The following is a 24,900-nucleotide window of genomic DNA, read 5'->3' on the forward strand; positions in this document are numbered from 1 at the left end:
GCTAATATTCAGTTTTTCTTGGACGTATGCTAAAAAAAAACATACTTTTGCTGTAATCTCGTGTTATTCAAAATTTTTACCACTACATGCTTGAAGTAAAAGACCAAACCTCCTGGGGAACATCCGTGTTCGACCATTTGTCAAAGAATAACCATAAAAAGCTTGTTTTTTGCCATGATCCCGAGCTGGGGCTTAAAGCGATTATTGCCATCCACGATACTACGCTGGGCCCGGCGCTGGGAGGCCTGCGTATGTGGAAATACCAGACCGAACAGGAAGCGATGGAGGACGTGCTGCGGCTTTCCCGGAGCATGACTTATAAGGCTTCTATTACGGGCCTGAACCTTGGCGGGGGCGGCGCAGTGATCATAGGCGATTCCAGCAAGGATAAGACGGAGGCCCTTTTACGTCGCTTCGGGCGCTACATCGATAGCCTGAACGGGGAATTCATTATCGGGGGAGATGTGGGTACCAATCCCAAAGATATGGGCTTCATCCGAATGGAAACCGAATATGTGGTAGGAGTTCCCGAAGCAGTCGGAGGAAGCGGCGACCCGACACCAGTATCAGCTTACGGCGTTTACATGGGCATGAAAGCCTGCGCGAAGGAATTATGGGGAATGGATAGCCTGGCCGGAAAAACAGTAGCTGTGCAGGGGATAGGAAATGTTGGCGAAAAGCTGGTAAAACTCCTTAGTGAAGAAGACGCCCGTATTTATCTCTGCGATCTTGACGAGGAGCGGGCCGCTCAGGTGGCCGCGAAATATGATGCAATTGCCGTACCCAACCATGCCATTTATGATCTGGACATAGACATTTTTGCACCCTGTGCCCTGGGAGGCACCATCAATACCGATACGATCGGGCGCCTGAAATGCGCCATCATTGCCGGATCAGCGAATAACCAGCTGGATGATGAATTGCTGAACGGGGAATTATTAATGGAAAAGGGGATTTTATATGCTCCGGATTTTCTGATCAATGCAGGAGGGCTTATCAGTGTATATTCAGAATTGGTGGGATTCAATAAAAAGCAGGCGATTCACCTGACCGAACATATTTATGACGTTACCCGGGAAATTCTCAGGAAATCCAAACAAGAACAGTTACCTACGTTCCAGGCGGCAAATATGCTTGCCCAGCAACGGATAAACGATATCCGGAAGGTGAAATCGAATAGCTAAGCGCTTCAGGAAATTGAGAAGGGCGGTTGGAAGCAGGAATTGATTATATTTGCGGCGGTGAAACTCAATTTGTTCTTTAAATGTTAAACAGAAGGCATTTGCGCGTTAAGGTAATGCAGGTACTGTATTCCTATCAGCAGTCCCAGGGTAAAGAATTATCTTTCTTTGAAAAACAACTGCTTAACCAGGTAAACAAGGTATACGAACAGTATCTTTTTTTACTGCTGCTGCTGGTGCGTATTGCACAATATGCTGAAGAAGACGCCCGCGAGCGGGCATCCAAATACATCCCAACCGGCGATGATCTGAATGCCAATACCCGGATCGCTTCCAATACATTTATCCTGCTTCTTGAGAGCGATGAAAACTTCAGGCAGGCTGTTAAATCCCGGAAAGTATTTATTCCTAACGAGCAGGAGCTGGTCAGGACGTTATTCAGGGAACTGTCAACCAGCCCGGAATACGCGGTTTATTGCAGCCAGGAAGACAGGTCCGTGGAATCGGAACGTGCTTTTATTTCCGTTGTTTTCCGCCAGGTGGTAAACCGCTCGGCCGTTCTTGAACAAACACTTGAAGAACAAGATATCAACTGGCCTGTTAATAAAGAAGTTGTCAGGTCAATGGTTAAGAAGACACTGAAGACCTATGGCCCCGATAGCCGGCAGCTTTCTCCCATCAGCCAGAATTGGCCGGAGGATAAAGATTTTATCGTAACTTTACTGAGGCAAACAGCGGAACACGATGCCGAGTTCCAGGGCTATATCGCCGCTAAAACGGAAAACTGGGACGTGGAACGCATAGCCTTGATGGATACGATCTTAATGAAAATGACCTTGTGTGAATTGTTGAAATTCCCGGATATCCCGGTCAAGGTATCCATTAATGAGTATATTGAAATATCTAAGGAATTCAGTACGCCGAAAAGCAAGATGTTTATCAATGGTATACTTGATAAGATTCTGATAGACTTACGGAAAACAAAAAAGATCATAAAATCAGGCAGAGGATTAATTGAATAATAAAAAATGAGAATGAAAAAAGTTATTTATCTACTATTCGTGCCCATTGCCCTGGCTTCCTGCCAGCAGAAATCCAATAACGCAGATTCCGGCGAAACGTCTTCGGCGTCCACAGTACATGCTGCTTCGGCCGAAGGTTCTACTGATACCGCCGCTGCCGCAAAATTCGAGTTCACAGCGCAAGCCTTTGATTTCGGAACAGTTGAGGAAGGAGAAAAAGTGACCCATTCTTATTCATTTACCAACGTTGGCTCTGGCAGCCTCATCATTGCCAATGCCCAGGCTTCCTGCGGCTGCACCGTTCCGGAATGGACGAGAGAGCCCATCCCGCCGGGCGGAACCGGAGAGATAAAAGCGGTATTTGACAGCAAAGGCCGGGTTGGCAAACAAAGCAAGACCATTACGGTACATGCCAATACAGAACCATCCGTTGTAAAGCTAACCCTTACCGGGGAGGTAAAGGCTAAGGCTAATTAAAAAAAATTAATACCAGGATTATATGAACACATTATTCGCAACTATTATTTTATTGCAGGCAGAAGGCGCCGGTGGAATGGGCTGGCAGAACCTGCTGATGATCGCTTTGATCGGGGTGGTATTTTACTTCTTCATGATCCGTCCCCAGACCAAGCGTATGAAAGAACACAAAAAGCTGATCGAAAATCTCCAGAAGGGCGACAGGGTGGTTACCACAGGCGGGATCTTCGGTAAAATTGCGGAGATTGCCGGTGACCATTTTCTCCTGGAAATTGCGCCTAACGTCCGTATCCGGGTGCAGAAGAATGCCATTTCCATGGAAGGTTCCAAATCGCTCAATAAGGAAGAAGAGGTAAAATAAGGAAGTCTTAACCGTCTTCAGGAAATCATGCAGGCTTGTGGAACGGTACTTTTCATCAGGAGCATTCACGTTTACCCCGAAAACTCGGCGAAAGGTATCGGTTTTTGCATTTTGCCTGCTGATTTCCGTGATCCTCTGGATGTTTTTCTACCTTTCCAATGAATACCGCTACCGGATTTCGGCCTATATAGTTTTTATTAACCAGCCGGCAGAAAAAGCCGTTTCTATCAGTGACTCTGTAAAAGCCACTCTTATCGTGGAGTCTACCGGCTGGAATTATTTTTTCCGCCGGCTGAATCCGGAAGTTCTTACCACGGACCTGGCCAGCCTCGGAGATGAAGAAGCCGTGGATCTCCGGAAATTCCTGCCGTCCTATAACCGGCAGACAGACGCCGACCAAAAGATCGTAGACATTAATCCTGATACGGTTTACTTTGACCTGGTAGCCAGGATCGAAAAGAAAGTACCGGTGATCCTGGATGCTTCGATCACTTACCAGCACCAGTTTATTAATTACGGCCCCCTGAGTATCCGGCCGGACAGCGTCCTGGTAAGCGGCCCGGTCAATGAAGTACGGCCTATCAATGAGATCCATACCGCAGCCTTGCAGCTGAATAATGTAAATTCAAGCATCCGGCGTTTTATTCCGCTTGACCGGAAAAATAAAAAGAACATCCACCTTTCTTCACAATCTGTACTTTTAACCGTTCCTGTGGAAGAATATACGGAACACACATTAAAAATACCGGTTGAGGTCCTCAATAATCATGATAATTATGAGGTCACACTGGTTCCTTCTACCGTAAGCGTCACCTATTACGTACCTCTGAGCAGGTTTACCGAAGTAGGGCCGGAGGACTTCAGGATTACCGCAGACCTTAATCAATGGCAGCAAAAAAATAAAAACGTATTGAGCGTTCATATGGAACGGTCCCCTGATTTCGTTAAGATAGTGAGAGCAAAACCAGAGAGTATTGACTTCCTTGTGTATAAATGATTAAAGTAGGTTTAACAGGAGGGATAGGCAGCGGCAAAACAACGGTGTCCAGGATATTTTCTGTTCTGGGGATACCGGTTTTCTCCGCAGATACGGAAGGTAAGCGGCTGATGGCGGAAGATGCAGGGCTGGCGGCAGCCATCATGGATATTTTCGGAAAAGATACTTACCTGCACTCAGAAGGCGGCGGCCTTCAGCCTGACCGCAGAAAGCTGGCCGGGATCGTTTTTAACAATGAAGAAAAGCTGAACCAGCTTAATGCCCTGGTTCACCCGGCGGTTATCAATGCTTTTGAAACCTGGGCCGGTCAGCAGAACAGCGCCTATGTGATCAAAGAATCAGCCCTGCTTTTTGAAAGCGATGCCTGGAAGCACAGTAATTTGAATATCACCGTGGCAGCTCCGGAAGAAGAACGTATCCGGCGGGTGATGAAGCGGGATGGCGTGGAGCGGAGCGCAGTGATGAACCGCATGAAACACCAATTGTCCGATGAAGAACGGATACAGCGGGCGGACCTGGTAATATGGAATGATAACCGGAGCCCTGTGATTCCCCAGGTACTGGCCATACATCGCCTGCTGCTGTATTCGCCTACCGACCTCATCCTTTGAATGACCCTGGCATCACTAGTATTTGAATATTAGTCAATCAGGAAGCCAAGGAGTGCAAAGCCTGTTCCGGCGAGAATCGCAATGCTTTTATAAAAATTAAAGCGGTGATCCTGGCTGGATTCGAAAAGAATGGTCGTGGAAATGTGCAGGAAGATACCGACCACCGCCGCCATTACATAATCCGCATACAAGGAAATATAACCCAATGAATTTTGCGCCAGGGCTTGCCCGAACAGCAAACCCGCCGGCGACATTGCCGCAAACAGCACCAGGAGGAAAAAAACATTCACTTTCTTTAGCCGGTGCTGCAGCAGAATGCTTCCCAGCACAAAAGCCGCGGGAATGTGATGCAGGGCAATACCCCATAATAATTCATCGTGATGATGCCCCTGCAGCGGCATTGCCTCCATAAAAGCATGCAAGCAAAGGCTGATAATCATGGCATAGGGAAACGCCGGTGTGGGATCATGCACATGCATATGGCCATGTTCAATGCCTCCTGAAAATTGTTCAAGGACAATCTGGAACGCAAAGCCGGCGAGAATAAATACTCCGGTCAGGTGACTGGCCGAAGCGTAGACTTCCGGCATTAACTGAAGCACGGTTATGGCAAAGAGAAAAGCCCCGCTGAATGAAAGTAACAGCTTAAGCTTGCGCTGATTATTGTTCCGGATGACAAATACCGCGCTTCCGCCCAACAGCGCGCTGAAGAACAAGACGAGCATCCTACCTGACTCCATCTACCACGGGATAAATTAGTTTTTCAAGTTTACCAACAAGAAGGCCAATAGTGGTGCCCAATATTGCACCTCCAAGTATATCAAGGGGAAAATGCACACCTACATACACCTGGGCGTATGATACCATGAATGCCCATAGAAAACAGAGCGGGAAGATCCATTTCCACTGTTTATAATACAAACTGATCAGGAGAAAAGAAATTGCGAAGTGGTTGGAGGCGTGGGAAGAAACAAAGCTGAACCCGGTTCCGCAGTCCACCAGCACCCTTATTTGCCCGGCAAGATCCAGGTCGTTGCAGGGACGGAGCCTTTCCACAAAGGGCTTGATGATGCTGGCGCTTGTAAAATCAGCGATCCCGAAAGCCAGTAGAACGAAACCGATCAGCGCGAAACCCTTCCATTTGTACTGGCTTAAAAAAAATACGATCAGGAAAATATATACGGGTGTCCAGAAATACTTGTCCCGGAGCAAGGGCATGATCCAGTCAAGAAATGAATTTGTCCATTCTCCGTTTATGAGAAAAAATAGCGATTTATCAAGTTGGGTAAGGGTTTCAATCATTTTTCGAATATATGGTATATCGCCATAAATATTACATGTTTTGTTAAATTTGCTATCCTAAAAGGAGATATATTGACACTCATAAAATCTATATCAGGCATCCGGGGAACTATCGGAGGCCGTCGTGGTGAAGGACTTACCCCGCCGGATGTGGTAAAATTCGTTTCGGCCTTCGCCCGCTGGCAGCAGCAGAAAACCGGGAACCGGAAGATCGTAATAGGCCGCGACGGCCGCATTTCGGGTGAAATGGTTAGGAATCTCGCCGTGGGAGCCCTGCAGGGAATGGGCATGGACGTCGTTGACCTGGGCCTTTCCACAACGCCTACCGTAGAAATAGCCGTGCCGGAAGAAAAGGCGGGAGGCGGCATCATCCTTACCGCCAGTCATAATCCCCGGCAGTGGAATGCGTTGAAACTGCTGAACGGGAAAGGAGAGTTCATTTCCGCCCAAGACGGCAGGGAAGTCCTGGAAATAGCGGAAAAGGACGATTATCAATACGCCGAAGTAGACCATTTGGGTAAGCTGGAAATTAACGATACGTATTTTCAGAAACATATCGACCAGATCCTTGCGCTTCCGCTTGTTGACGTGGCGGTTATAAAAAAGGCCGGTTTCCGGGTAGTGCTGGACGCGGTCAATTCAACCGGGGGAATTGTGGTACCCATGCTGCTGAAAGCGTTAGGCGTCGCCGTTGTAGAGGAATTATATTGTACTCCTGACGGGGAGTTTCCGCATAATCCCGAGCCGCTGGCGGAAAACCTGACCGCTCTTTCTTCAGAGGTTGTGGCGAAAAAAGCCCACCTTGGTATCGCCGTAGACCCCGATGTGGATCGCCTGGTATTCGTTTGTGAAGACGGAAGTATGTTTGGGGAAGAGTATACCCTGGTAGCCGTGGCAGACTATGTGCTGGCCGGGAAACCCGGAAACACCGTTTCCAATCTTTCCTCTACCATGGCCCTGCGGGACGTTACGCTGAAACACGGGGGAAACTATACCGCTGCCGCTGTAGGAGAGGTGAATGTTATAGAGGCCATGAAAGCAAGCAATGCCGTGATAGGCGGTGAAGGAAACGGCGGCGTTATATATCCTGACCTGCACTACGGAAGGGATGCGCTTGTGGGAATCGCACTCTTCCTCAGCCACCTGGCAAAAAAAGATATGCCGGTATCCGCATTGCGGGCCACGTATCCTGCTTATCATATTTCAAAAAATAAGATCAGTCTTTCGCCGGAAATGGATATCGACGCATTGATGGGGAAAGTGCAGGAGAAATACAAGGACCGGCCGGTCAATACGATTGATGGTATTCGTATTGAGTTTGACGGACAATGGGTACACTTGCGAAGATCCAATACAGAAGCAATAATCCGGATCTATTCCGAAGGAAGATCGGAAGCCGCCGCCGGCGCCCTGGCTGGTAAGATCATCAATGACTTTAAAGAATTCATGAATAATTCTTGACGACCATTTAACAATCACCAATCAATCACCATCAATAAAACCTGTAACATATGAGAGTTTACCTGGACAATGCGGCCACCACACCCATTGACCCCTCTGTACTGGAAGTAATGTACAAGGTCATGGAGGAGAATTACGGCAATCCTTCTTCCATTCACGCCCATGGACGGGAAGCGCGTTCGCTGGTGGAAAAGTCACGCAAGACAGTTGCCAAGCTGCTTAATACGTCTCCTTCGGAAATATTTTTCACTTCAGGGGGTACTGAAGCGCATAACGCTGCCATTATGGGAGGCATTTCAGCCTATGGCATCCGGCACGCCATTACATCCCGTATCGAACATCATGCGATACTGCATACGCTGGAAGCGCTCGCCCGCCAGGGAACCGTTCGTCTTAGTTTTGTAAACGTGGACGAAAAGGGAAGGGTGGACCTCCGTCACCTGGAGCAGTTACTTAAAGATAAGGGGCGAAGTTTTGTGTCCCTCATGCATGCCAATAATGAAATCGGAACACTGCTGGATATTGAAAGAACGGCCGGTATTTGCGGGGAATACGATGCGCTTTTCCATTGTGATACCGTTCAGACAGTAGGGCATTACCCGCTGAACCTTGGCAGGACGAAATTGCATTTCATGGCTTGTGCCGCTCATAAACTTCACGGACCCAAGGGGGTAGGCTTTCTTTACTTAAACCATGAGGTAAAGATGCCGCCATTTATATATGGCGGTCCGCAGGAAAGGAATATGCGCGGCGGTACAGAGAACGTATATGGTATAGCGGGCCTGGCCCGCGCCCTGGAAATCGCCTGCGAGCATATGGATGCTCACCGGCAACACATTCAGGGCCTGAAGTCGTATATGGCGGAGCGGCTGCTGGAAGCTATCCCCGGAATTCAGTTTAACGGTCCGCTGAACCCCTCGGAAAGCCTTTATACGGTATTGAACGTTTCTTTTCCGCCTACTGAAATGGCGGAAATGCTATTGTTTAACCTGGATATTAACGGTATATCCGCGTCGGGCGGAAGCGCCTGCTCTTCCGGCTCCGATGTAGGATCGCACGTACTTACCGCCATTAAGGCCGATCCGGAACGCCCGGCAGCCCGGTTTTCGTTCAGCAAATACACTACAAAAGAAGAGATCGACTATACGGTTGAAAAGCTGAAAGAGCTGATCAGGGTAATTGTTTAATTTGCTTTTAATTGTAATTTTGATAAAATTTGGGGCCTTTTATTTCGAAATTTAAAATAATCAAGGATAATTTATGAGCCAAACAATTCAAATCACGCCCGGGGTAATCACCGGGGAACAAGTCCAGCATGTTTTTAAGGTGGCGAAACAACACCAGTTCGCACTGCCCGCTGTAAATGTGGTGGGGACCAATTCCGTAAACGCGGTGATGGAGACGGCGGTAGAAGTGGACTCTCCTGTAATGATCCAGTTTTCCCATGGGGGCGCCCAGTTCTTTGCGGGTAAAGGATTATCCAATGATCAGAACAGGGCGATTGTCCTTGGTGCGGCTTCAGGAGCCAGGCACGTACACCTGCTTGCCGAAGCTTACGGCGCTAACGTGATCCTGCATACGGATCATTGCCCGAAAAAACTGCTGGGCTGGATTGACGGGCTCCTGGATGCCGGCGAGTTGTTCTTCAAGCAATACGGAAAGCCCTTGTTCAGTTCGCACATGCTGGACCTTTCCGAAGAGCCTATCGCTGAGAACATTGAAATAAGCAAACGCTACCTGGAACGTATGAGTAAAATGGGAATGACCCTGGAAATTGAACTGGGCGTTACCGGCGGGGAAGAAGATGGCGTGGACAATACAGATGTTGATAATTCCAAGCTTTATACACAACCGGAAGAAGTGGCCTACGCATACGAGGAGCTTTCTAAAGTGAGCAGCCAGTTTACGATTGCCGCTGCTTTCGGAAATGTGCATGGAGTGTACAAGCCGGGTAACGTGAAATTAACGCCGCCTATCCTGGACAATTCCCAGAAATACCTGAGGGAGAAACTAGGCCTGAGCGAAGAAAAACCGGTGGACTTTGTATTTCACGGCGGTTCCGGTTCCAGCAGGGAGGAGATCCGGGAAGCGATCTCATACGGGGCCATTAAGATGAACATTGATACTGACCTGCAATGGGCGTTCTGGGACGGCATCCGGGCATACGAAGCAGCTAACCATGATTTTCTGCAGGGACAGATCGGGAATCCTAAAGGAGCCGATGAGCCTAACAAGAAGTTCTACGATCCAAGGGTATGGCTGAGAAAAGGGGAAGAGGCGCTTAAAGCAAGGCTGAAGAGTGCTTTCGAAGACCTTAACTGCGTCGGCAGGAACCCGCTGCTTAACCAGTAGGGAACCGTTAAAATAATACCGGTGGTGTTGCAGCCCCGGGCAAACTATTGCCTGGGGTTGTCCGCCATCATTTTCAGGAAAGAAGTAAGCTTTCCCTTCATTTCCCGGCGGTCAACGATAAAATCCAGGAAGCCATGTTCCTGCACGAATTCGGCGCTCTGGAATCCTTTGGGCAGATCCTTCTTTATTGTTTCTTTGATTACCCGCGGGCCGGCGAAACCAATCATGGCGCCGGGTTCTGCGATATTAATGTCGCCCAACATGGCATAGGAAGCCGTAACTCCGCCGGTGGTAGGATCAGTAAGCAGGGAAATATAAGGAATCTTCTCTTCCGCGAGCCGGGCAAGCCTTGCTGATGTTTTGGCCATTTGCATCAATGAAAAGGCGGCTTCCATCATCCGGGCGCCTCCTGATTTCGAAATGATCATGAAAGGAATGCGGTGCTGAATGCAGTAGTCGATGGACCGTGCGATCTTTTCACCTACTACCGATCCCATGGATCCACCGATAAAATTAAAGTCCATGCAGGCAACTACCAGATCATGACCGTTTATCTTTCCGTGAGCGGAACGCAGCGCGTCTTTCAGCCCTGTCTTTTTAGTGCTTTCGGCAAGCCGGTCGGTGTATTTTTTGGTATCTGCGAAGTGGAGGGGATCGGCGGCGGTCAGGTCGGGGTAGAGTTCGGTAAATTCATTATTGTCGAAAAGGATCTCAAAATACTCCCTTGAACCGATCCGGAGCTGATACCCGCAATAAATACAGACGTATTGATTTTCGAGCTGCTCTGACAAGTGAAGCACTTTTTTGCAGGAGGGGCATTTCTCCCAGATGCCGTCAGGCGTCTCCTTCTTTTCTTCTGTCTTGGTAGTTATACCTTCTTTTACTCGTTTAAACCAGCTCATACATTTCTCTTATGGGCTACAAATTAAGCAAGCGTAATTGCTTTTTCCAAATAAACATCCTGAACGGCATGTAATATCTCCACGCCTTCGGCGAGCGGACGCTGAAATGATTTGCGTCCCATGATAAGCCCGGCGCCCCCGGCGCGCTTGTTAATAACCGCTGTATAGACCGCTTCTTCCTTATCGGAGGTGCCTTGGGAAGCGCCGCCGGAGTTGATCAGGGGAGCCCTTCCGGCATAACAATTCAATACCTGGTAGCGGCACATATCTATAGGATGCTCACTCATTAACTGCCCGTACATGGCTTCGTCCCATTTGCCGAAGTTCAGGTCCTTAAATCCCGGACGGTTAGTTTCCGGCATTTTCTGCTTTATAATATCCGCCTGGATGGTCACACCCAGGTGAACGGCCTGGGAACTCAGGTCAGCTGCAGAATGATAGTCAATGCCGCCGCGTTTAAACGCTTCATTCCTCGTATAACACCAGAGGACGGTGGCCATACCCAGTTCATGGGCATGTTCAAAGGCCGCCGCTATTTCTGTTAGCTGCCTGTCGGATTCCGCCGATCCAAAGTAAATTGTGGCTCCTACCGCGCAGGCGCCCATGTTCCAGGAGTCCTTAACCGTCCCGAACAATACCTGGTCGTACTTGTTCGGATAGGTCATCAGCTCGTTATGATTGATCTTTACCAGGAAGGGGATCTTATGCGCATATTTCCTTGCCACGGAAGCCAGAACGCCGAAGGAACTCGCGACCGCGTTACAGCCGCCTTCCAGGGCTAGTTCCACGATGTTTTCGGGATCAAAATAATCGGGGTTGGGCGCAAAGGAAGCTCCCGCCGTATGTTCTACCCCCTGGTCTACCGGGAGAATGGAAAGGAACCCGGTTCCGCCCAGCCTTCCGTGCCGGTAAAGGGAAGCGAGACTGTTCAGCACCTGGTTATTACGGCTGCTTTGCGCATGCACCCGGTCAATAAAGCCGGGGCCGGGAGTATGGAGCTTTTCCCGCTGAATGGTTTCACACGTATGTTCCAGGAGATATCCGGCCTGGCTGCCCAGGATAGCGGTAATGTCATCAATCAGCATGGCAAGAAAGGTTTGCTTTAAAAATTTATTAATTTAGCTCGTTTTCCAGGTATTATCCAGCAATTACAGTACCGGTTTTATAGTCTTATGATGATGAAAGTTTTGGTGAACAAGGTCAGCAGCGCAGAGGAGCTGGAGCTTGTCTTTTCAATCCGTCAAAAAGTTTTCGTGGAAGAACAGCAGGTAAGCCCTGAGGAGGAGTACGATGAATTTGAAGCAGTTTCCGTGCATTTTCTTGCAAAGCTGAACGGGACTCCCGCGGGAACAGCCCGCTGGCGGAAAACCGGGCAGGGGTACAAGCTGGAACGCTTTGCGGTGTTAAAAGAATTCAGGGGCAGCGGGCTGGGGTCGGCCCTAATGAAGGCGCTGCTGAGCGACTTGCCCGCAGACGCTTCGTCCGTTTACCTGAATGCACAGCTCGATGCCAGGAAATTGTACGAGAAGTTCGGTTTCCGGCAGGAAGGGGAGGAGTTCCTGGAAGCTGGTATCCGGCATTACCGGATGCGCCTTATTCCCGTCTACTGATAAACCCTTACGTAATCTACCAGGTACGTCTGGGGCAGCGAGTTTATGTCCACTCCACGCGCCGCTCCCCAGGCGCCCCCGAAAGCCAGGTTCAGTATGAGGTAATGAGGCTTGTCGTAAGGCCAGGCAGCGTTCCCTGTTCCCTCGTTGCGGAACGTAAATACCTTTTTTTCGTCAACAAAAAAGTCAATCCGGTCGTCCATCCATTCTATGGCATAGAGGTGGAAATTTTCAAAGGGAGCCTGAACATGGGTGCGGCCACCTTTCCCGGTACCGTCGGCATGATTGTATTTTCCAGTGTGAACATTTACATGAATCGTATCAGGCATATAGCCAACGTGTTCCATGATATCAATTTCGCCGCAGTCAGGCCATCCCACTTCGGTGATATTGCTGCCCAGCATCCAGATAGCCGGCCAGGTGCCCTTGCTTCCGGGGAGCTTGGCCCTTACTTCGATCCGGCCGTAGGTCCAGTCCCGCCGGCCCTGGGTAGTAATACTGGCCGAGGTGACCGGGTGTGCTTTTCCGTCAATAACAAGTGAATCATTCCGTGCCTGTATGACCAGGTTTCCTTTTTCAACCCGGGCATTTTCCGGCCGGGCCCTGGTATAATACTGAAGTTCATTATTACGAACGTAACCCGTTTCATATACCCATTTGCCGCTGTCCGGCAGCCCCTGGTAATTAAACTCGTCTGACCACACCAGGTTCCGGAAAGGGCTGTCGGTTTTGATGCCGGACGGATTTTCCTGGCCGTTGCAGGTTAAGCCGGCCAGCACGAGGAAGCACAACAGGGTAATAAAGATCTTGTTTGTTTTCATAACAGGAATAAAGATACTACTTTTGCCCTGATTTGCAGTCAAGGGAACCGGGTGGAAATCCCGGACAGGCCCGCTGCTGTAAGCTCCTGTATCGTGTTTACGGATACGATATAAAAAGGGACCCCTCATTGGCAATAGGAAGCCAGGCCACTGTTCGCCCACGGGCAAATGGGAAGGCGGGGGAAACCGGAGTAAGTCAGAAGACCTGTCTGCAGATAGATAAATTATTACAGCTTTCGGGAGCAAAGCTGTGGAATTACCCGGTTTAGGCATTTCCTAAGAATAAACCGCCTCGTTCCATGCCTTTTGTTCCCCTGGCATTACTTTAAATTTTAAGGCATGAACAAAAAGAAAGTACTTTTAAGTTGCTTAACGGCCGGTATGCTCGTGGCAGGAACCGCAGCCGCACAGGAAAAAGCGCTGACGCTGGACCAGGTGGTCATTACCGCTACAAAATTCGATAAGAAATCCTCGGAAACCGGCAAAGTCGTACGGGTGATTACCCGGGAGGATCTCGACAAATTGCGGGGAAGAAACCTCGCCGAGATACTGAACGACCAGGCGGGAATTGTGATCAATAACGTGTACGGGCCTCAGGGAAGCAATATGTCTTATCACCTTCGCGGCGCAGCGCCCAAATACACCACGATTCAGATAGACGGTATTCCCGTGGCGGACCCATCGGGTATTACCACTTTTTTTGATCTTAATAGCCTCTCTCCCGATCAGATCGAACGAATTGAGATCCTGCGGGGCGCGAACTCAACCCTGCATGGTTCGGGAGCGGTAGCGGGTGTGATCAACATCATTACCAAAAAGGGCGGAAATAAGCCGGTTTCGGTAAACGGCCTGCTTTCCGGAGGGAGTTATGATACCTACCGGGGCAATGCAAACCTTTCCGGCACGCTTTCGGGCGGGCTTTTTGACTATAACGTGGGTTACACCTACCTGGACAGCAAGGGATTTTCTTCAGCGAAACCGCAAACGGGTGATACCGTAGTCTTTGATAAAGACGGATTCGAACAGCACGCAGTAAATCTGAACTTTGCCATCCGTCCGGCGGCGCAGCTAAGCATCAAGCCTTTTCTTCGTTATTCCAAGAATGAATACGATTATGATGCGAGGGCTTTTACAGACGGACCTAACATCGGTGAAAACCGTTTCCTGCAGACGGGATTGGGCCTTGTGAAATACCTGGGCGATCGCGGCCAGTGGGTCGCATCTTATTCTTATGCGAATTTTGACAGGAGAACCGATGACGCGCCCGGTACCGGAACGGCGCTCAGCTATTTTGACGGAGTACAGCATAACGCGGAAACCTATGTTAATTACCGCCTTAGTTCGTCTTTCCATTTCATTGCCGGCGCGGATTTTAATGAACTTCACTCTGATGCCATTACTCCCTACGGCAAGATTTCCGCGGATTCCGCCAATATGAATTACGGGAGTTTGTTTGGGTCCGTATTTTTCAGTAGCCCTTCCGGCTTTAACGTAGAGGCCGGCGGGAGATTCAATCATCATTCTCTTTATGGAAGCAACGGCACCTATACCCTGAATCCCTCTTATTTGATCGCCAGCCGCCACAAGGTATTTGTTAACCTGGCGTCCGCCTTTCGCGTCCCCGTACTGGATGAACTTTACGCGTCCTACGGTAACCCGCATCTTGAACCGGAACTTTCTCAAAGTTACGAAGCCGGCTACGAAGGGGTGTTTGCCGGCGAGCAGCTTAAAGTGGCCCTTACCGCCTTTAAGCGGGATGTTGAAGACGTGATCACCTTTGGCCCGGATTTCAGGTATATTAACTTTGATAAGCAAAATGATTATGGCCTGGAAGCCGAAGCGGAGGCGGTTCTGGGAGATCTGAATCTGAAGGCCTTTTATGCATTTACCGACGGGGAGCTGACGACCGCCGACACGACTTACAGCAACCTTTACAAGCGGCCCCGCCATTCGGCAGGCCTGCGGCTGGGTTACCAGGTGCGTCCTGATCTTTATCTTTCCCTGAATTCCCGGTACATGGGAGAACGCACTGACCTGGTATTCACCTCGGGAGCAAACGAAGATAAAACACTTGACCCCTTCGTTTTACTGGACTTTTACGCACAATACCAGTTTAACAAACATTTCAGGCTTTTCGCCGACCTGAAAAATATTACGGATGCCGATTATGTCGAATCTACCGGGTATCATACCAGGGGCATGAACTTCACCGCGGGTCTGAGCGTTAGCTTTTAAACTGCTACATGTAACAAAAATAGCCAAGGTTGGGGGTAAACGAATTTGCACACCAGCCGCAGCATTCAGCAGGAGCCTCTTCACCGGGGCTCCTGTCTGCATTTCTGGACGGCGATTAAGTACACTCACGCGTTAATGCCGGCTGTGTGGCGCCTCCCTGTATAGCGAAGCCCGCTGAGACCGGTAGTCCTGCTGAAAATGGTTAAGCGGGGTTTCGTAGAATTACGAATTGTTTCGAAACCTTTTTGTGAAATCCTCAAATTCTTTTATCTTGAGCCCTTGTTTAACTAAAACCAGTAAATGGAAAAATTTATCCTGTCCCTTGACCAGGGAACGACCAGCTCAAGAGCCATTATTTTTGATCACAAAGGAACTATCCGTTCGGTAGCGCAGAAAGAATTCCGGCAACTGTTTCCCCAGCCCGGCTGGGTGGAACATGATCCCCTGGAAATTTGGTCTACGCAGGCGGGTGTGGCAGCTGAAGCCGTTACGCAGGCAGGCCTCAACAGCGAGCAGCTGGCTAGCCTGGGAATTACCAATCAGCGGGAAACGACGATCGTATGGGAACGCGAAAGCGGGAAGCCGGTATATAACGCCATTGTATGGCAGGACCGCCGTACGGCCGCTTTCTGTGATGAGCTTAAAAAACAGGGCCTGGATAAACTTATTCGCGAGAAAACCGGCCTGGTAGTAGATGCCTACTTCTCCGGCACCAAGATCAAGTGGATACTGGACAATGTTCCCGGCGCCAGGGCAAAAGCGGAAGCGGGTAAACTTGCTTTCGGAACGGTGGATAGCTGGCTGATCTGGAACCTGACCCAGGGAAAGCTTCACGTAACGGATGTGACCAACGCTTCCCGCACGATGCTGTATAATATTAATACCATGCAGTGGGACAAGGAGCTGCTGGAAATACTGACCGTTCCGGAAAATATGCTTCCCCAGGTGCGTTCCTGCAGTGAAGTATATGGACACACTTCCGGAAAACTGATGGGACAGGCGGTGCCTATTGCCGGCATTGCGGGTGATCAGCATGCCGCGCTTTTCGGCCAGATGTGTATCCGGAAAGGAATGGTGAAAAACACCTACGGAACCGGCTGCTTTATGGTGATGAATACGGGCACGGAAGTGATCCCCTCCAAAAATAACCTGGTAAGCACCGTCGCCTGGCAGATCAACGGCGAAACGACCTATGCGCTGGAGGGCAGCATTTTTATCGCCGGCGCCGTAGTGCAGTGGCTGCGGGACGGCCTGGGAATTATCCGCTCATCCCCGGAAGTGGAAAAATTGGCCCTGGAAGTAAAGAACAGCGATGGAGTGTACCTGGTACCGGCTTTTGCAGGTTTGGGAGCCCCTTACTGGAACCAGGACGCAAGAGGTACCCTGGTTGGCCTGACAAGAGGCACTACCGCTGCCCATATCGCCAGGGCAGCCCTGGACAGTATTGCTTATCAAACGCTGGATGTATTAAAAGCAATGGAAGCCGATTCCGGCCTGGACATCCCGGAACTCCGTGTGGACGGCGGCGCTACCGCCAATAACCTGCTGATGCAGTTCCAGGCTAACCTTCTTCAGGCTAATGTCGTCCGGCCCAAAGTAACGGAAACGACCGCCCTGGGGGCCGCCTATTTTGCCGGCCTTGCAACTGGTTTCTGGGAAGATATTCCTTCGCTGGAGCAGCAATGGCAGGAGGACCGCCAGTTTTCCCCCGAAATGGCGCCGGAAGAGACAGAATCCTTGCTCAGCGGCTGGAAAAAAGCCATTCATGCGACCATTTCATGGACCGAAACTACATAGCAGTCTAAACTATAAACTCTAAACCAATAACAATGTCTCCGTATCTTGCAGAAGTAATCGGCACTGCCATTCTGATCTTATTGGGAAATGGCGTAGTGGCCAACGTTGTCTTAAAGAAGACGAATGGTTTTAACAGCGGATGGATCGTGATCACCTTCGGATGGGCCATAGCGGTTTTTATCGCCGTTTTTATCGTGAGTGAATTCAGCGGGGCCCATATTAATCCGGCGGTGACCATCGGCCTGGCACTGGCAGGAAAATTCGCCTGGGCGCAGGTTGTTCCGTATATTCTTTGTCAGCTCCTGGGGGCTTTTGCCGGGGCCTGCCTGGTTTGGCTTACCTACCGGGGGCATTATAATGCCACGGATGATGCTGACGCAAAAAAGGCTACTTTTTGTACGGCGCCCGGCATCCGGAATTATGGAAACAATCTCTTCACCGAGGCCGTCGGCACCTTTATCCTGGTTTTCGGCGTACTCTTCATGGCCACGCCGGAAGTAGGGCTGGGCGCCCTGGACGCCCTGCCGGTAGCGCTGGTAGTATTAGGAATAGGGCTTTCTCTCGGAGGGCCCACAGGCTATGCAATAAACCCTGCCCGGGACCTTGGCCCGCGCATCGCTCATGCATTGCTGCCGGTTAAAGGAAAGCGCGACAGCGACTGGGGATATGCTTTTGTACCCATTCTGGGGCCGGTTATCGGTGCGGCCCTTGCCGCCGGCCTTTTTGGCCTGCTAAGCTGAATTTTCAGGTCAGCAAATTCGGCGGCGGACTGATACAGGTCCAGCCGCCGTCCACGACCAGGTTCTGCCCGGTAATATGCCGCGCGTGCGGGGAAACAAGGAATAATGTGGCTCTGGCGATATCTTCCGGCTTAGCGGGCCGGCCCATAGGAGTAATGCCTGACCAGACACGCTCATAATCGCCGTCCAAAGACGTACGTTCGGTGAGGGTGGCTCCGGGAGCAACGGAATTGATCGTTATCTTATAGGGGGAAAGCTCAATTACCAGCGTTTTAGCCATGAGTTCCAGCGCAGCTTTGGTCATGCCATAAGCGCTGAGCTGCATATGGGCGCGGTGCCCGGTAACAGATGACATGAGTAAAATACTTCCTTCGGTATTTTTACTACGCATTTCCCTGGCAACCGCCTGGGTAAGGAAAAAAGTGCCCTGCAGATTCAGATCAACAACTTTCCGGAACTTCTCCACCGTATAATCAAAAAAATCACCAAAGAGCGTAATGCCTGCATTGGCTACCAGGATGTCTATTTTTCCAAACCTGCGGGAAGTTTCCCTGGTCAGCTCCGCAATGAAGCCGGTGTCTGAAACATCGCCTGGAATAGCGACGCAGGTTCCCGGTTCATTTTTGATGGCCGCGGCCGCCTCATTGGCCAGCGTGGCGTCGATATCGTTTAAAACCACGTTGGCTCCCTGCGCGCAAAGAAGGCGGCATATCTCGTAGCCTATTCCCTGCCCTGCGCCGGTGACGATGGCTGTTTTGCCGGTAAATAGTTGTTCCATTAATATCTTGGTTTATAAAAGTTCAGCTGGCTGACTGCCGGCTTCCTCCTGCTCAAGCCGGGAACGTCCCGGCCAGGCATGCCGGAAACTTCCCGCCCGGCATGCCGGAGCAGGAAGCCCGCGTGAGAATCACTAATGCGAATCCCTGCTTACCTTGCTGCCTGATTTTCCCCTGAGGAAGGCCATGTCAGCTCCTAAATGCGCCTGCTCCACGTATTGCTGATACAATCTCACATAACCCCGGTCAAATTCCGGGTGATTCGGTTTTTGCTCGCTGCGCCGACGCTGCAGTTCCTCTTCGCTCACCTTGAGCTGGAGGCTTCTTCCGGGAACGTCCAGTTCTATGATATCTCCCTGCCGTACAAGGCCCAGCACGCCACCGGCGGCTGCTTCAGGTGAAACATGAAGTATTACGGTTCCGAAGCCGGTTCCGCTCATTCTTCCGTCTGAAATGCGGACCATATCTACCAGCCCTTTTTCCAGCATTTTTTTCGGTAAGCCCATATTACCTACTTCCGGCATACCAGGGTATCCTACAGGGCCAACGTTTTTCAGCACCAGGATACTGTCTTCATCAACATCCAGGTCAGGGTCGTCAATACGGGCTTTATAATCTTCGATATCTTCGAATACTACTGCTTTCCCGGTGTGCTGCATCAGGGACGCGCTGGCAGCGCTTGGCTTTATGATAGCCCCGTTCTCGCAAAGATTACCTTTTAATACGGCTATTCCTGATTGCGGCTTGAACGGCTTGTCCAGGGAGGAGATCACTTGTTCATTATAACAACAAGCTTCCTTCGCATTTTCACGGATGCCCTTTCCATTGGCCGTTATGCAATTCTGAAGTTGTTCTCCGAGCATCTGCGTGATCACCGGAACACCGCCTGCATAATAAAAGTCTTCCATAAAATACTGGCCAGATGGCTGAAGATTGGCTAGCAGCGGAATGTCTGCCGACAAGCGGTCAATATCATCCAGGTTAAGATCAATACCTATCCGTCCCGCGATGGCCAGCAAATGCAGCACAAAATTGGTAGAACCGCCTATTGCCGCATTTACTTTGATCGCATTTTCAAAAGCTTCACGGGTAAGGATGTCGGACGGTTTCAGGTCTTCCTTTACCATATCCACGATCCGCATTCCTGACAGATGCGCCAGCACTTTCCGGCGGGAGTCGGCGGCGGGAATAGCCGCATTTGTGGGCAGCGTAAGGCCCAGGGATTCTACCATACAGGCCATCGTGGAGGCAGTTCCCATAACGGCGCAATGCCCGCGGCTCCGGCACATGCAGGCCTCAGACAGGGAAAGTGCCTCATCGGACATAGTACCCATGCGGTTTGCCTCGCTGAAACGCCAGATATCGCTGGTCCCAATGTCCTTACCTTCGTATTTACCGGTAAGCATGGGCCCGCCGGATACGACGATAGAAGGAATGTCCACACTGCAGGCGCCCATGACCAGGGAAGGGGTGGTTTTATCGCAACCGCAGAGGAGTACCACGCCGTCCAGGGGATTGGCGCGGATGGACTCTTCCACATCCATACTAGCCAGGTTGCGGTACAGCATGGCGGTGGGTTTCATTAGGGTTTCCCCCAAAGACATTACCGGGAATTCCACGGGGAAGCCGCCGGCTTCATAGATCCCGTTCTTGACCGACTGCGCCAGTTCCCTGAAATGCGCATTGCAGGGGGTAAGTTCCGACCAGGTATTACAAATTCCAATCACCGGTTTTCCGGCAAATTCATGATCGGGCACGCCCTGGTTTTTCATCCAGGCCCGGTAGATAAACCCGTCTTTTCCTTTTTTTCCAAACCATTGCTGGCTCCGGAGTTTCTGAGACATATTATTGATTACTTAAGCGTTAAATATATGCTTTTAAACGATCACAGCAATGACAGGGCCGTGTTCAGGTCTTTATCCATCTCGCGAAACCGATCCATGATACGGGCAATCATTGCTTCGTTGAATAAGCCCGGAATAGCTTCCGGACCGGTAAAAAGTTCCGATTCCGGGATCTTGAAGGTTTGTTCCAGGTGAGCCTTTTCGGCTTTCACAATATACTTTCCGTTCATGTAAAAAACACTGATCTTGCAGTGGGGATTGGGGATGTCGGCAATAATTCTCATCGCGGCCCTAATATAATTGATTTTAACGAATCAATACTGTATAATTGAACATTATGACAACGAAAGAAGACCGGTATAAAGAACTGCTGCCCCGGATAAAAGCCCTGACGGAAAAAGAACCGGATCCGGTGGCGAACATGGCGAATATCTCGGCAGTGTTAAAGGAAGCATTCAACTTCCTGTGGGTAGGATTTTACCTGGTAAAGGATGATCAGCTGGTTTTGGGGCCCTTCCAGGGGCCGGTTGCCTGTACGCGCATTGATAAAGGAAAGGGCGTTTGCGGAACTGCCTGGGCAAAGAAGGAGATCATCATCGTGGAAGACGTAGACCAGTTTGAAGGGCATATTGCCTGCAATAACCTGTCCAGGTCCGAAATTGTGGTTCCTGTTATGAAAAACGGGACGTTTATGGGCGTACTGGACGTAGACAGTGATAAAAAGGATGACTTTAACGATACGGATGCGGCTTACCTCTTGAGAATTACCGATCTGCTGCCGCTTTGATAAAATGAAAATTTACCTTCTGCCTGGAATGGGGGCCGATCAACGGCTTTTTTCCAGGCTGAACGCAGGAAAGCATGAACTATGTCCTGTCAGCTGGTTAAAGCCCGGCAGGCAGGATACTTTGGCCACTTACGCACGGAAACTGCTGCCACAGATCAGCGATGCAGCAAACTCGGCGCTTCTCGGCGTTTCAATGGGAGGTATGATTGCCATTGAACTGGCAAAGCTTACTCCCTTTAAGAAGATAATTCTTATTTCCAGCGCGAAAACATTCCATGAGCTTCCTCCTTACCTCCGGAAAGTAGGAAATGCAGGCTGGTATAAAAAAATAACAGCCCGGAGGCTGATCCGGTTAAGGCAGCTGGCCGCCCCGCTGATGAACCGCCTGGGCGGCGGCTACCGCGTATCCGGGCAAATGATAAAGGATACTGACCCCGAATTCCTCGACTGGTGCATGAAAGCGGTCCTAACATGGAATAACGAGACCATTCCGGCAAACCTGATCCATATTCACGGCACCGCCGACCTGCTTTTGCCGGCGCGTTATATTTCCGGGTATATTCCGGTGAAGAGGGGATCACACCTGATCATTTATCAGCAAGCGAATAAAATAAACGAATTGCTGCATGGCTTACCTGAAGAATCATGAGATTACCTGAAGAATTTTACCGGCGGGATGATGTACTCCAGGTAAGCCGGGACCTACTGGGTAAATATCTTTTCACAAAAATAAACGGGAAAACGACCGTGGGAATGATCGTGGAAACCGAGGCCTACCGGGGCCCTGAAGACAAAGCTTCCCATGCCTGGAACGGCCGGTTTACCAACCGGACCCGCGTCATGTATGAACCAGGAGGAATAGCGTACATCTACTTGTGCTACGGTATTCATTACCTGTTCAATGTAGTAACCGCGACGGAGGGCATTCCCCACGCCGTACTCGTCAGGGCCGTTGAACCGGTTGAAGGCATTGCCGAACAGCTTGAAAGAAGAAAAATGACCCAGCTTCATCCCCGGATTACTGCCGGCCCCGGAGCCTTGTGCATGGCCCTGGGTATTACCAGGGATATGAACGGAAAAAGCCTGCAGTCGGAGTCCATATGGATAGAAGAAAGAGGAACAGTTATTGAAAGCAAAGATATAATCGCAGGACCCAGGGTAGGGGTAGCCTATGCGGGAGAACATGCCCTTCTTCCCTGGCGGTTCAGCGTCCGGAATAATAAATTTGTAAGCAAAGCAAAATAATTTTATCATGATCCAGATCAACTATTACGGACACTCCTGCTTTGGCGTAGAAACCGGAGGAAAAAAGTTACTGTTCGATCCTTTCATCAGGCCTAACGAACTGGCAAAAGAAATTGATCCCAGCCGCATCGAGGCGGATTACCTGCTGATCACGCACGGCCATGAAGATCATGTAGCCGATGCCGTTGAACTGGCAGAACAGACGGGCGCCCTGGTGATCTGCAATTTCGAGGTTTCTACCTGGCTCGAAAAAAAAGGCGTTAAAAATATCCGGCCCATGAATACCGGGGGCAAGTTCAATACCAGCTTTGGCCTGGTAAAATGTGTCACCGCGCACCATTCAAGCGGGCTTCCCGACGGCAGTTACGGGGGCAATCCCATGGGCTTTATCATAAAAAGCAATGAGCATACTTTCTATTACGCAGGAGACACCGCGCTGACAATGGATATGCAGCTTATTCCAGAGTGGTTCACCCTCAATTTCGCGTTCCTTCCCGTGGGAGATAATTTTACAATGGATGCCGACGATGCCATCAAAGCCTGCGACTTTATCCAATGTGACGATATTATCGGAATGCATTACGATACGTTCGGTTATATCAAAATTGACCACCAGGAAGTGCTTGACAAATTTGAAAGGGAAGGAAAAAATCTTACCTTGATGAAAATAGGAGAAACCATTACCAGGTAAACATGGAAGAAAATAGTGTAAAGATTCTGTCTGCCGAGCCGGTAACGCATAATGTAAAGCGTTTTCGCGTTGAAAAACCCCAGGGGTATTCCTTTGTTCCCGGGCAGGCGACGGAAGTAGCCATTGACGATCCCCGCTGGCGGGAAGAAAAACGCCCCTTCACCTTCACCGGCTTAAATGAATGGCCGTATCTTGAATTCACGATCAAGATTTACAATGACCATGACGGGGTCACCAATGAGCTTGGTAAGCTGGAAGCCGGTGACCGCTTGATACTTCATGATGTATGGGGAGCAATTGCCTTTAAAGGGCCGGGGACATTCCTGGCAGGCGGAGCGGGGATCACCCCGTTTATTGCTATTTTCCGGGACCTGCACACGCAAAAAGGCCTGGAAGGCTCTAAGCTTTATTTTTCAAACAGGACGGACAGGGACATTATCCTGAAAGAGGAACTGGAAGAATATTTTGGAAATGATTTCCATAATGTGATTACAGGCGATAAAAATACCCTTTATGAACATGGATATATAAACTCGGAATACATCCGGAATCATATCCGGGATCTCAGCCAGCATTTTTATATCTGCGGCCCGGATGCTTTTGTGCAGGATATTTCCGGGATACTGGAAGAAGCAGGAGCAAATACCGATGCACTGGTATTCGAAAAATAAATCTCAGAGATTTAATCGCTGCCTCCGGAAATCGGATCACATTCCGGAGACCAGCGAAGTTCGTTTACAGGGTGGATTTTTAACCCAGGTATGACTTTAGGATCTTGCTTCGGGAAGTATGCCTTAACCGTTGCAGCGCTTTGTCCTTGATTTGACGGACACGCTCCCTGGTAAGGTTGAATTGTTCTCCGATCTCTTCTAGCGAAAGAGGCTGCTGGCTCCCCAGGCCGAAGAAAAGCGTGATGATTTCCCGTTCTCTTTCAGTAAGGGTAGACAGCGCCCGCCTGATCTCCTCAGAAAGGGATTCACCGATCAGGATACTGTCCGTATTCGGCGTATCGGTATTTTCCAGCACGTCCAGCAAGGTGTTTTCCTCTCCCTGTACAAACGGTGCATCCATGGAAACATGGCGGCCCGAATTGCTCAGCGTATCGGACACCTTGTCCACGGTCGTTTCCAGTATCTCTGCCAGCTCATCCGGGGAGGGTTCCCGTTCGAACTCCTGTTCCAGGCGGGAATAAGCTTTCCCGATCTTACTTAAAGAGCCTACCTGATTAAGAGGCAGACGGACAATTCGCGACTGCTCGGCGATGGCCTGCAGAATGGACTGCCGGATCCACCAAACCGCGTATGAAATAAATTTGAATCCCTTGGTTTCATCAAAGCGTTTGGCCGCTTTAATAAGGCCAAGGTTGCCTTCATTGATCAAATCACCCAGGGTCAGGCCCTGGTTCTGATATTGTTTCGCCACGGAAACCACAAAACGCAGGTTGGTCTTGGTAAGGCGCTCCAATGCTGCCTGATCGCCTTGCCTGATCTTCTGCGCCAGGATTACTTCCTCCTCCGCCGAGATGAGGTCAACTTTTCCAATTTCATGCAAGTACTTGTCCAAAGACTGACTTTCACGATTGGTGATTGACTGCGTGATCTTAAGTTGTCTCATTCTATGAAATTTCTCTCCTTATTATAGTTAGAACGTAAATCCAGCGCAAGCGCGCAAAGTTATAATAATCTGTA

Annotated in this window: 27 protein-coding genes and 1 riboswitch; of the genes, 18 read left to right on the top strand and 9 right to left on the bottom strand. The window is 49.9% G+C overall.

The genetic code is table 11. From position 1 onward, the window contains the following. The first annotated feature begins 86 nt into the window (after nucleotides 1-86). The 6 genes from FRZ59_RS13095 (at nucleotide 87) to coaE (ending at nucleotide 4,649) form a co-directional block, all read left to right on the top strand. Complete coding sequence (locus FRZ59_RS13095; protein WP_132128892.1) at nucleotides 87-1,184, top strand: Glu/Leu/Phe/Val family dehydrogenase; 1,098 nt, start codon at nucleotides 87-89, stop codon at nucleotides 1,182-1,184. Between the two features lie 80 nt (nucleotides 1,185-1,264). Further along, a complete protein-coding gene (gene nusB, locus FRZ59_RS13100) occupies nucleotides 1,265-2,203 on the top strand; it encodes a transcription antitermination factor NusB (protein ID WP_132128893.1) in 939 nt (312 codons plus the stop codon). A gap of 12 nt (nucleotides 2,204-2,215) precedes the next feature. Continuing rightward, nucleotides 2,216-2,680 (top strand): DUF1573 domain-containing protein, encoded by a 465-nt coding sequence (locus tag FRZ59_RS13105; protein WP_132128894.1) that lies wholly within the window; start codon nucleotides 2,216-2,218, stop codon nucleotides 2,678-2,680. 22 nt (nucleotides 2,681-2,702) lie between these two features. After that, nucleotides 2,703-3,041 carry a preprotein translocase subunit YajC gene (yajC, locus tag FRZ59_RS13110; protein ID WP_132128895.1) on the top strand — a complete coding sequence of 113 codons (339 nt, stop codon included), beginning with the start codon at nucleotides 2,703-2,705 and terminating at the stop codon, nucleotides 3,039-3,041. A 37-nt stretch (nucleotides 3,042-3,078) separates the two neighbouring features. Further along, nucleotides 3,079-4,038, top strand: a complete 960-nt coding sequence (locus tag FRZ59_RS13115) for a hypothetical protein (RefSeq protein ID WP_132128896.1) — start codon at nucleotides 3,079-3,081, stop codon at nucleotides 4,036-4,038. Further along, nucleotides 4,035-4,649 carry a dephospho-CoA kinase gene (gene coaE / locus FRZ59_RS13120; protein ID WP_132128897.1) on the top strand — a complete coding sequence of 205 codons (615 nt, stop codon included), beginning with the start codon at nucleotides 4,035-4,037 and terminating at the stop codon, nucleotides 4,647-4,649. The genes FRZ59_RS13115 and coaE overlap by 4 nt, the downstream gene beginning before the upstream one ends. Nucleotides 4,650-4,678: 29 nt before the next feature. Here coaE and FRZ59_RS13125 read toward each other — a convergent pair whose 3' ends face one another. Further along, nucleotides 4,679-5,389, bottom strand: coding sequence for a ZIP family metal transporter (locus tag FRZ59_RS13125; RefSeq protein ID WP_132128898.1), 711 nt, complete (start codon nucleotides 5,387-5,389; stop codon nucleotides 4,679-4,681). Next, nucleotides 5,376-5,951, bottom strand: coding sequence for a phosphatase PAP2 family protein (locus FRZ59_RS13130; RefSeq protein ID WP_132128899.1), 576 nt, complete (start codon nucleotides 5,949-5,951; stop codon nucleotides 5,376-5,378). Before FRZ59_RS13130 ends, FRZ59_RS13125 begins: the two co-directional genes overlap by 14 nt. A gap of 72 nt (nucleotides 5,952-6,023) precedes the next feature. Between FRZ59_RS13130 and glmM the strand changes: the two genes are divergently transcribed. The 3 genes from glmM to fbaA all read left to right on the top strand — a co-directional run bounded on the left by glmM (nucleotide 6,024) and on the right by fbaA (nucleotide 9,764). Then, on the top strand, nucleotides 6,024-7,412 hold the full coding sequence (gene glmM, locus FRZ59_RS13135; protein ID WP_132128900.1) for a phosphoglucosamine mutase: 1,389 nt from the start codon (nucleotides 6,024-6,026) through the stop codon (nucleotides 7,410-7,412). A 50-nt stretch (nucleotides 7,413-7,462) separates the two neighbouring features. Then, the gene (locus tag FRZ59_RS13140) at nucleotides 7,463-8,599 is read left to right on the top strand and encodes a cysteine desulfurase family protein (RefSeq protein WP_132128901.1); all 1,137 of its coding nucleotides are present in this window, start codon (nucleotides 7,463-7,465) and stop codon (nucleotides 8,597-8,599) included. Between the two features lie 73 nt (nucleotides 8,600-8,672). After that, complete coding sequence (fbaA, locus tag FRZ59_RS13145) at nucleotides 8,673-9,764, top strand: class II fructose-bisphosphate aldolase (RefSeq protein WP_132128902.1); 1,092 nt, start codon at nucleotides 8,673-8,675, stop codon at nucleotides 9,762-9,764. Between the two features lie 44 nt (nucleotides 9,765-9,808). Here fbaA and accD read toward each other — a convergent pair whose 3' ends face one another. Beyond that, complete coding sequence (gene accD / locus FRZ59_RS13150) at nucleotides 9,809-10,666, bottom strand: acetyl-CoA carboxylase, carboxyltransferase subunit beta (RefSeq protein ID WP_132128903.1); 858 nt, start codon at nucleotides 10,664-10,666, stop codon at nucleotides 9,809-9,811. Between the two features lie 23 nt (nucleotides 10,667-10,689). Then, nucleotides 10,690-11,751 (bottom strand): class I fructose-bisphosphate aldolase, encoded by a 1,062-nt coding sequence (locus FRZ59_RS13155; RefSeq protein ID WP_132128904.1) that lies wholly within the window; start codon nucleotides 11,749-11,751, stop codon nucleotides 10,690-10,692. A gap of 87 nt (nucleotides 11,752-11,838) precedes the next feature. Here FRZ59_RS13155 and FRZ59_RS13160 point away from each other — a divergent pair, with 87 nt between their 5' ends. After that, complete coding sequence (locus FRZ59_RS13160) at nucleotides 11,839-12,276, top strand: GNAT family N-acetyltransferase (RefSeq protein ID WP_317127727.1); 438 nt, start codon at nucleotides 11,839-11,841, stop codon at nucleotides 12,274-12,276. Here FRZ59_RS13160 and FRZ59_RS13165 read toward each other — a convergent pair. After that, nucleotides 12,270-13,097: a glycoside hydrolase family 16 protein gene (locus FRZ59_RS13165; RefSeq protein ID WP_132128905.1), complete on the bottom strand. Its 828-nt coding sequence runs from the start codon at nucleotides 13,095-13,097 to the stop codon at nucleotides 12,270-12,272. The two genes, FRZ59_RS13160 and FRZ59_RS13165, sit on opposite strands and share 7 nt — an antisense overlap. Further along, nucleotides 13,092-13,324, top strand: a riboswitch (cobalamin riboswitch). Its footprint overlaps the gene before it by 6 nt. A 112-nt stretch (nucleotides 13,325-13,436) precedes the next feature. Here FRZ59_RS13165 and FRZ59_RS13170 point away from each other — a divergent pair. The 3 genes from FRZ59_RS13170 to FRZ59_RS13180 all read left to right on the top strand — a co-directional run bounded on the left by FRZ59_RS13170 (nucleotide 13,437) and on the right by FRZ59_RS13180 (nucleotide 17,869). Further along, nucleotides 13,437-15,332 carry a TonB-dependent receptor plug domain-containing protein gene (locus FRZ59_RS13170; RefSeq protein ID WP_132128906.1) on the top strand — a complete coding sequence of 632 codons (1,896 nt, stop codon included), beginning with the start codon at nucleotides 13,437-13,439 and terminating at the stop codon, nucleotides 15,330-15,332. A gap of 300 nt (nucleotides 15,333-15,632) precedes the next feature. Then, nucleotides 15,633-17,129, top strand: coding sequence for a glycerol kinase GlpK (gene glpK / locus FRZ59_RS13175; RefSeq protein ID WP_132128907.1), 1,497 nt, complete (start codon nucleotides 15,633-15,635; stop codon nucleotides 17,127-17,129). Between the two features lie 32 nt (nucleotides 17,130-17,161). Then, nucleotides 17,162-17,869 (top strand): MIP/aquaporin family protein, encoded by a 708-nt coding sequence (locus FRZ59_RS13180; protein ID WP_132128908.1) that lies wholly within the window; start codon nucleotides 17,162-17,164, stop codon nucleotides 17,867-17,869. A 4-nt stretch (nucleotides 17,870-17,873) separates the two neighbouring features. Here FRZ59_RS13180 and FRZ59_RS13185 read toward each other — a convergent pair whose 3' ends face one another. The 3 genes from FRZ59_RS13185 to FRZ59_RS13195 form a co-directional block, all read right to left on the bottom strand. Then, nucleotides 17,874-18,647 (bottom strand): SDR family NAD(P)-dependent oxidoreductase, encoded by a 774-nt coding sequence (locus FRZ59_RS13185; protein ID WP_132128909.1) that lies wholly within the window; start codon nucleotides 18,645-18,647, stop codon nucleotides 17,874-17,876. A gap of 132 nt (nucleotides 18,648-18,779) precedes the next feature. Then, nucleotides 18,780-20,489 (bottom strand): IlvD/Edd family dehydratase, encoded by a 1,710-nt coding sequence (locus FRZ59_RS13190; protein WP_132128910.1) that lies wholly within the window; start codon nucleotides 20,487-20,489, stop codon nucleotides 18,780-18,782. 41 nt (nucleotides 20,490-20,530) lie between these two features. Then, the gene (locus tag FRZ59_RS13195) at nucleotides 20,531-20,773 is read right to left on the bottom strand and encodes a hypothetical protein (protein ID WP_132128911.1); all 243 of its coding nucleotides are present in this window, start codon (nucleotides 20,771-20,773) and stop codon (nucleotides 20,531-20,533) included. Nucleotides 20,774-20,826: 53 nt separating this feature from the next. Here FRZ59_RS13195 and FRZ59_RS13200 point away from each other — a divergent pair, with 53 nt between their 5' ends. From FRZ59_RS13200 to FRZ59_RS13220, 5 genes are read left to right on the top strand one after another with little or no spacing between them, the layout of a single operon-like run. Next, nucleotides 20,827-21,276, top strand: a complete 450-nt coding sequence (locus FRZ59_RS13200) for a GAF domain-containing protein (protein ID WP_132128912.1) — start codon at nucleotides 20,827-20,829, stop codon at nucleotides 21,274-21,276. 4 nt (nucleotides 21,277-21,280) lie between these two features. After that, nucleotides 21,281-21,925, top strand: coding sequence for an alpha/beta hydrolase (locus FRZ59_RS13205; protein WP_132128913.1), 645 nt, complete (start codon nucleotides 21,281-21,283; stop codon nucleotides 21,923-21,925). After that, a complete protein-coding gene (locus FRZ59_RS13210; protein ID WP_132128914.1) occupies nucleotides 21,922-22,521 on the top strand; it encodes a DNA-3-methyladenine glycosylase in 600 nt (199 codons plus the stop codon). Before FRZ59_RS13205 ends, FRZ59_RS13210 begins: the two co-directional genes overlap by 4 nt. 7 nt (nucleotides 22,522-22,528) lie before the next feature. Further along, nucleotides 22,529-23,212 carry a metal-dependent hydrolase gene (locus tag FRZ59_RS13215; protein WP_225975061.1) on the top strand — a complete coding sequence of 228 codons (684 nt, stop codon included), beginning with the start codon at nucleotides 22,529-22,531 and terminating at the stop codon, nucleotides 23,210-23,212. A 2-nt stretch (nucleotides 23,213-23,214) separates the two neighbouring features. Next, nucleotides 23,215-23,883 (top strand): ferredoxin reductase domain-containing protein, encoded by a 669-nt coding sequence (locus tag FRZ59_RS13220; protein ID WP_132128915.1) that lies wholly within the window; start codon nucleotides 23,215-23,217, stop codon nucleotides 23,881-23,883. Nucleotides 23,884-23,962: 79 nt separating this feature from the next. Here the strand turns inward: FRZ59_RS13220 and FRZ59_RS13225 are convergent, their stop codons facing one another. Continuing rightward, a complete protein-coding gene (locus tag FRZ59_RS13225) occupies nucleotides 23,963-24,826 on the bottom strand; it encodes a sigma-70 family RNA polymerase sigma factor (RefSeq protein WP_132128916.1) in 864 nt (287 codons plus the stop codon). Nucleotides 24,827-24,900 lie beyond the last annotated feature (74 nt).

Source organism: Anseongella ginsenosidimutans, from assembly GCF_008033235.1.
GTDB lineage: Bacteria > Bacteroidota > Bacteroidia > Sphingobacteriales > Sphingobacteriaceae > Anseongella > Anseongella ginsenosidimutans.

What these genes read in the sequence shown, in the direction of transcription:
- FRZ59_RS13095 (WP_132128892.1), top strand. Translation starts at nt 87, where the DNA reads ATGCTTGAAGTAAAAGACCAAACCTCCTGGGGAACATCCGTGTTCGAC.
- nusB (WP_132128893.1), top strand. Translation starts at nt 1,265, where the DNA reads ATGTTAAACAGAAGGCATTTGCGCGTTAAGGTAATGCAGGTACTGTAT.
- FRZ59_RS13105 (WP_132128894.1), top strand. Translation starts at nt 2,216, where the DNA reads ATGAAAAAAGTTATTTATCTACTATTCGTGCCCATTGCCCTGGCTTCC.
- yajC (WP_132128895.1), top strand. Translation starts at nt 2,703, where the DNA reads ATGAACACATTATTCGCAACTATTATTTTATTGCAGGCAGAAGGCGCC.
- coaE (WP_132128897.1), top strand. Translation starts at nt 4,035, where the DNA reads ATGATTAAAGTAGGTTTAACAGGAGGGATAGGCAGCGGCAAAACAACG.
- FRZ59_RS13125 (WP_132128898.1), bottom strand. Translation starts at nt 5,389, where the DNA reads ATGGAGTCAGGTAGGATGCTCGTCTTGTTCTTCAGCGCGCTGTTGGGC.
- FRZ59_RS13130 (WP_132128899.1), bottom strand. Translation starts at nt 5,951, where the DNA reads ATGATTGAAACCCTTACCCAACTTGATAAATCGCTATTTTTTCTCATA.
- FRZ59_RS13140 (WP_132128901.1), top strand. Translation starts at nt 7,463, where the DNA reads ATGAGAGTTTACCTGGACAATGCGGCCACCACACCCATTGACCCCTCT.
- fbaA (WP_132128902.1), top strand. Translation starts at nt 8,673, where the DNA reads ATGAGCCAAACAATTCAAATCACGCCCGGGGTAATCACCGGGGAACAA.
- accD (WP_132128903.1), bottom strand. Translation starts at nt 10,666, where the DNA reads ATGAGCTGGTTTAAACGAGTAAAAGAAGGTATAACTACCAAGACAGAA.
- FRZ59_RS13155 (WP_132128904.1), bottom strand. Translation starts at nt 11,751, where the DNA reads ATGCTGATTGATGACATTACCGCTATCCTGGGCAGCCAGGCCGGATAT.
- FRZ59_RS13160 (WP_317127727.1), top strand. Translation starts at nt 11,839, where the DNA reads ATGATGATGAAAGTTTTGGTGAACAAGGTCAGCAGCGCAGAGGAGCTG.
- FRZ59_RS13165 (WP_132128905.1), bottom strand. Translation starts at nt 13,097, where the DNA reads ATGAAAACAAACAAGATCTTTATTACCCTGTTGTGCTTCCTCGTGCTG.
- FRZ59_RS13170 (WP_132128906.1), top strand. Translation starts at nt 13,437, where the DNA reads ATGAACAAAAAGAAAGTACTTTTAAGTTGCTTAACGGCCGGTATGCTC.
- glpK (WP_132128907.1), top strand. Translation starts at nt 15,633, where the DNA reads ATGGAAAAATTTATCCTGTCCCTTGACCAGGGAACGACCAGCTCAAGA.
- FRZ59_RS13180 (WP_132128908.1), top strand. Translation starts at nt 17,162, where the DNA reads ATGTCTCCGTATCTTGCAGAAGTAATCGGCACTGCCATTCTGATCTTA.
- FRZ59_RS13185 (WP_132128909.1), bottom strand. Translation starts at nt 18,647, where the DNA reads ATGGAACAACTATTTACCGGCAAAACAGCCATCGTCACCGGCGCAGGG.
- FRZ59_RS13190 (WP_132128910.1), bottom strand. Translation starts at nt 20,489, where the DNA reads ATGTCTCAGAAACTCCGGAGCCAGCAATGGTTTGGAAAAAAAGGAAAA.
- FRZ59_RS13195 (WP_132128911.1), bottom strand. Translation starts at nt 20,773, where the DNA reads ATGAGAATTATTGCCGACATCCCCAATCCCCACTGCAAGATCAGTGTT.
- FRZ59_RS13200 (WP_132128912.1), top strand. Translation starts at nt 20,827, where the DNA reads ATGACAACGAAAGAAGACCGGTATAAAGAACTGCTGCCCCGGATAAAA.
- FRZ59_RS13205 (WP_132128913.1), top strand. Translation starts at nt 21,281, where the DNA reads ATGAAAATTTACCTTCTGCCTGGAATGGGGGCCGATCAACGGCTTTTT.
- FRZ59_RS13210 (WP_132128914.1), top strand. Translation starts at nt 21,922, where the DNA reads ATGAGATTACCTGAAGAATTTTACCGGCGGGATGATGTACTCCAGGTA.
- FRZ59_RS13215 (WP_225975061.1), top strand. Translation starts at nt 22,529, where the DNA reads ATGATCCAGATCAACTATTACGGACACTCCTGCTTTGGCGTAGAAACC.
- FRZ59_RS13220 (WP_132128915.1), top strand. Translation starts at nt 23,215, where the DNA reads ATGGAAGAAAATAGTGTAAAGATTCTGTCTGCCGAGCCGGTAACGCAT.
- FRZ59_RS13225 (WP_132128916.1), bottom strand. Translation starts at nt 24,826, where the DNA reads ATGAGACAACTTAAGATCACGCAGTCAATCACCAATCGTGAAAGTCAG.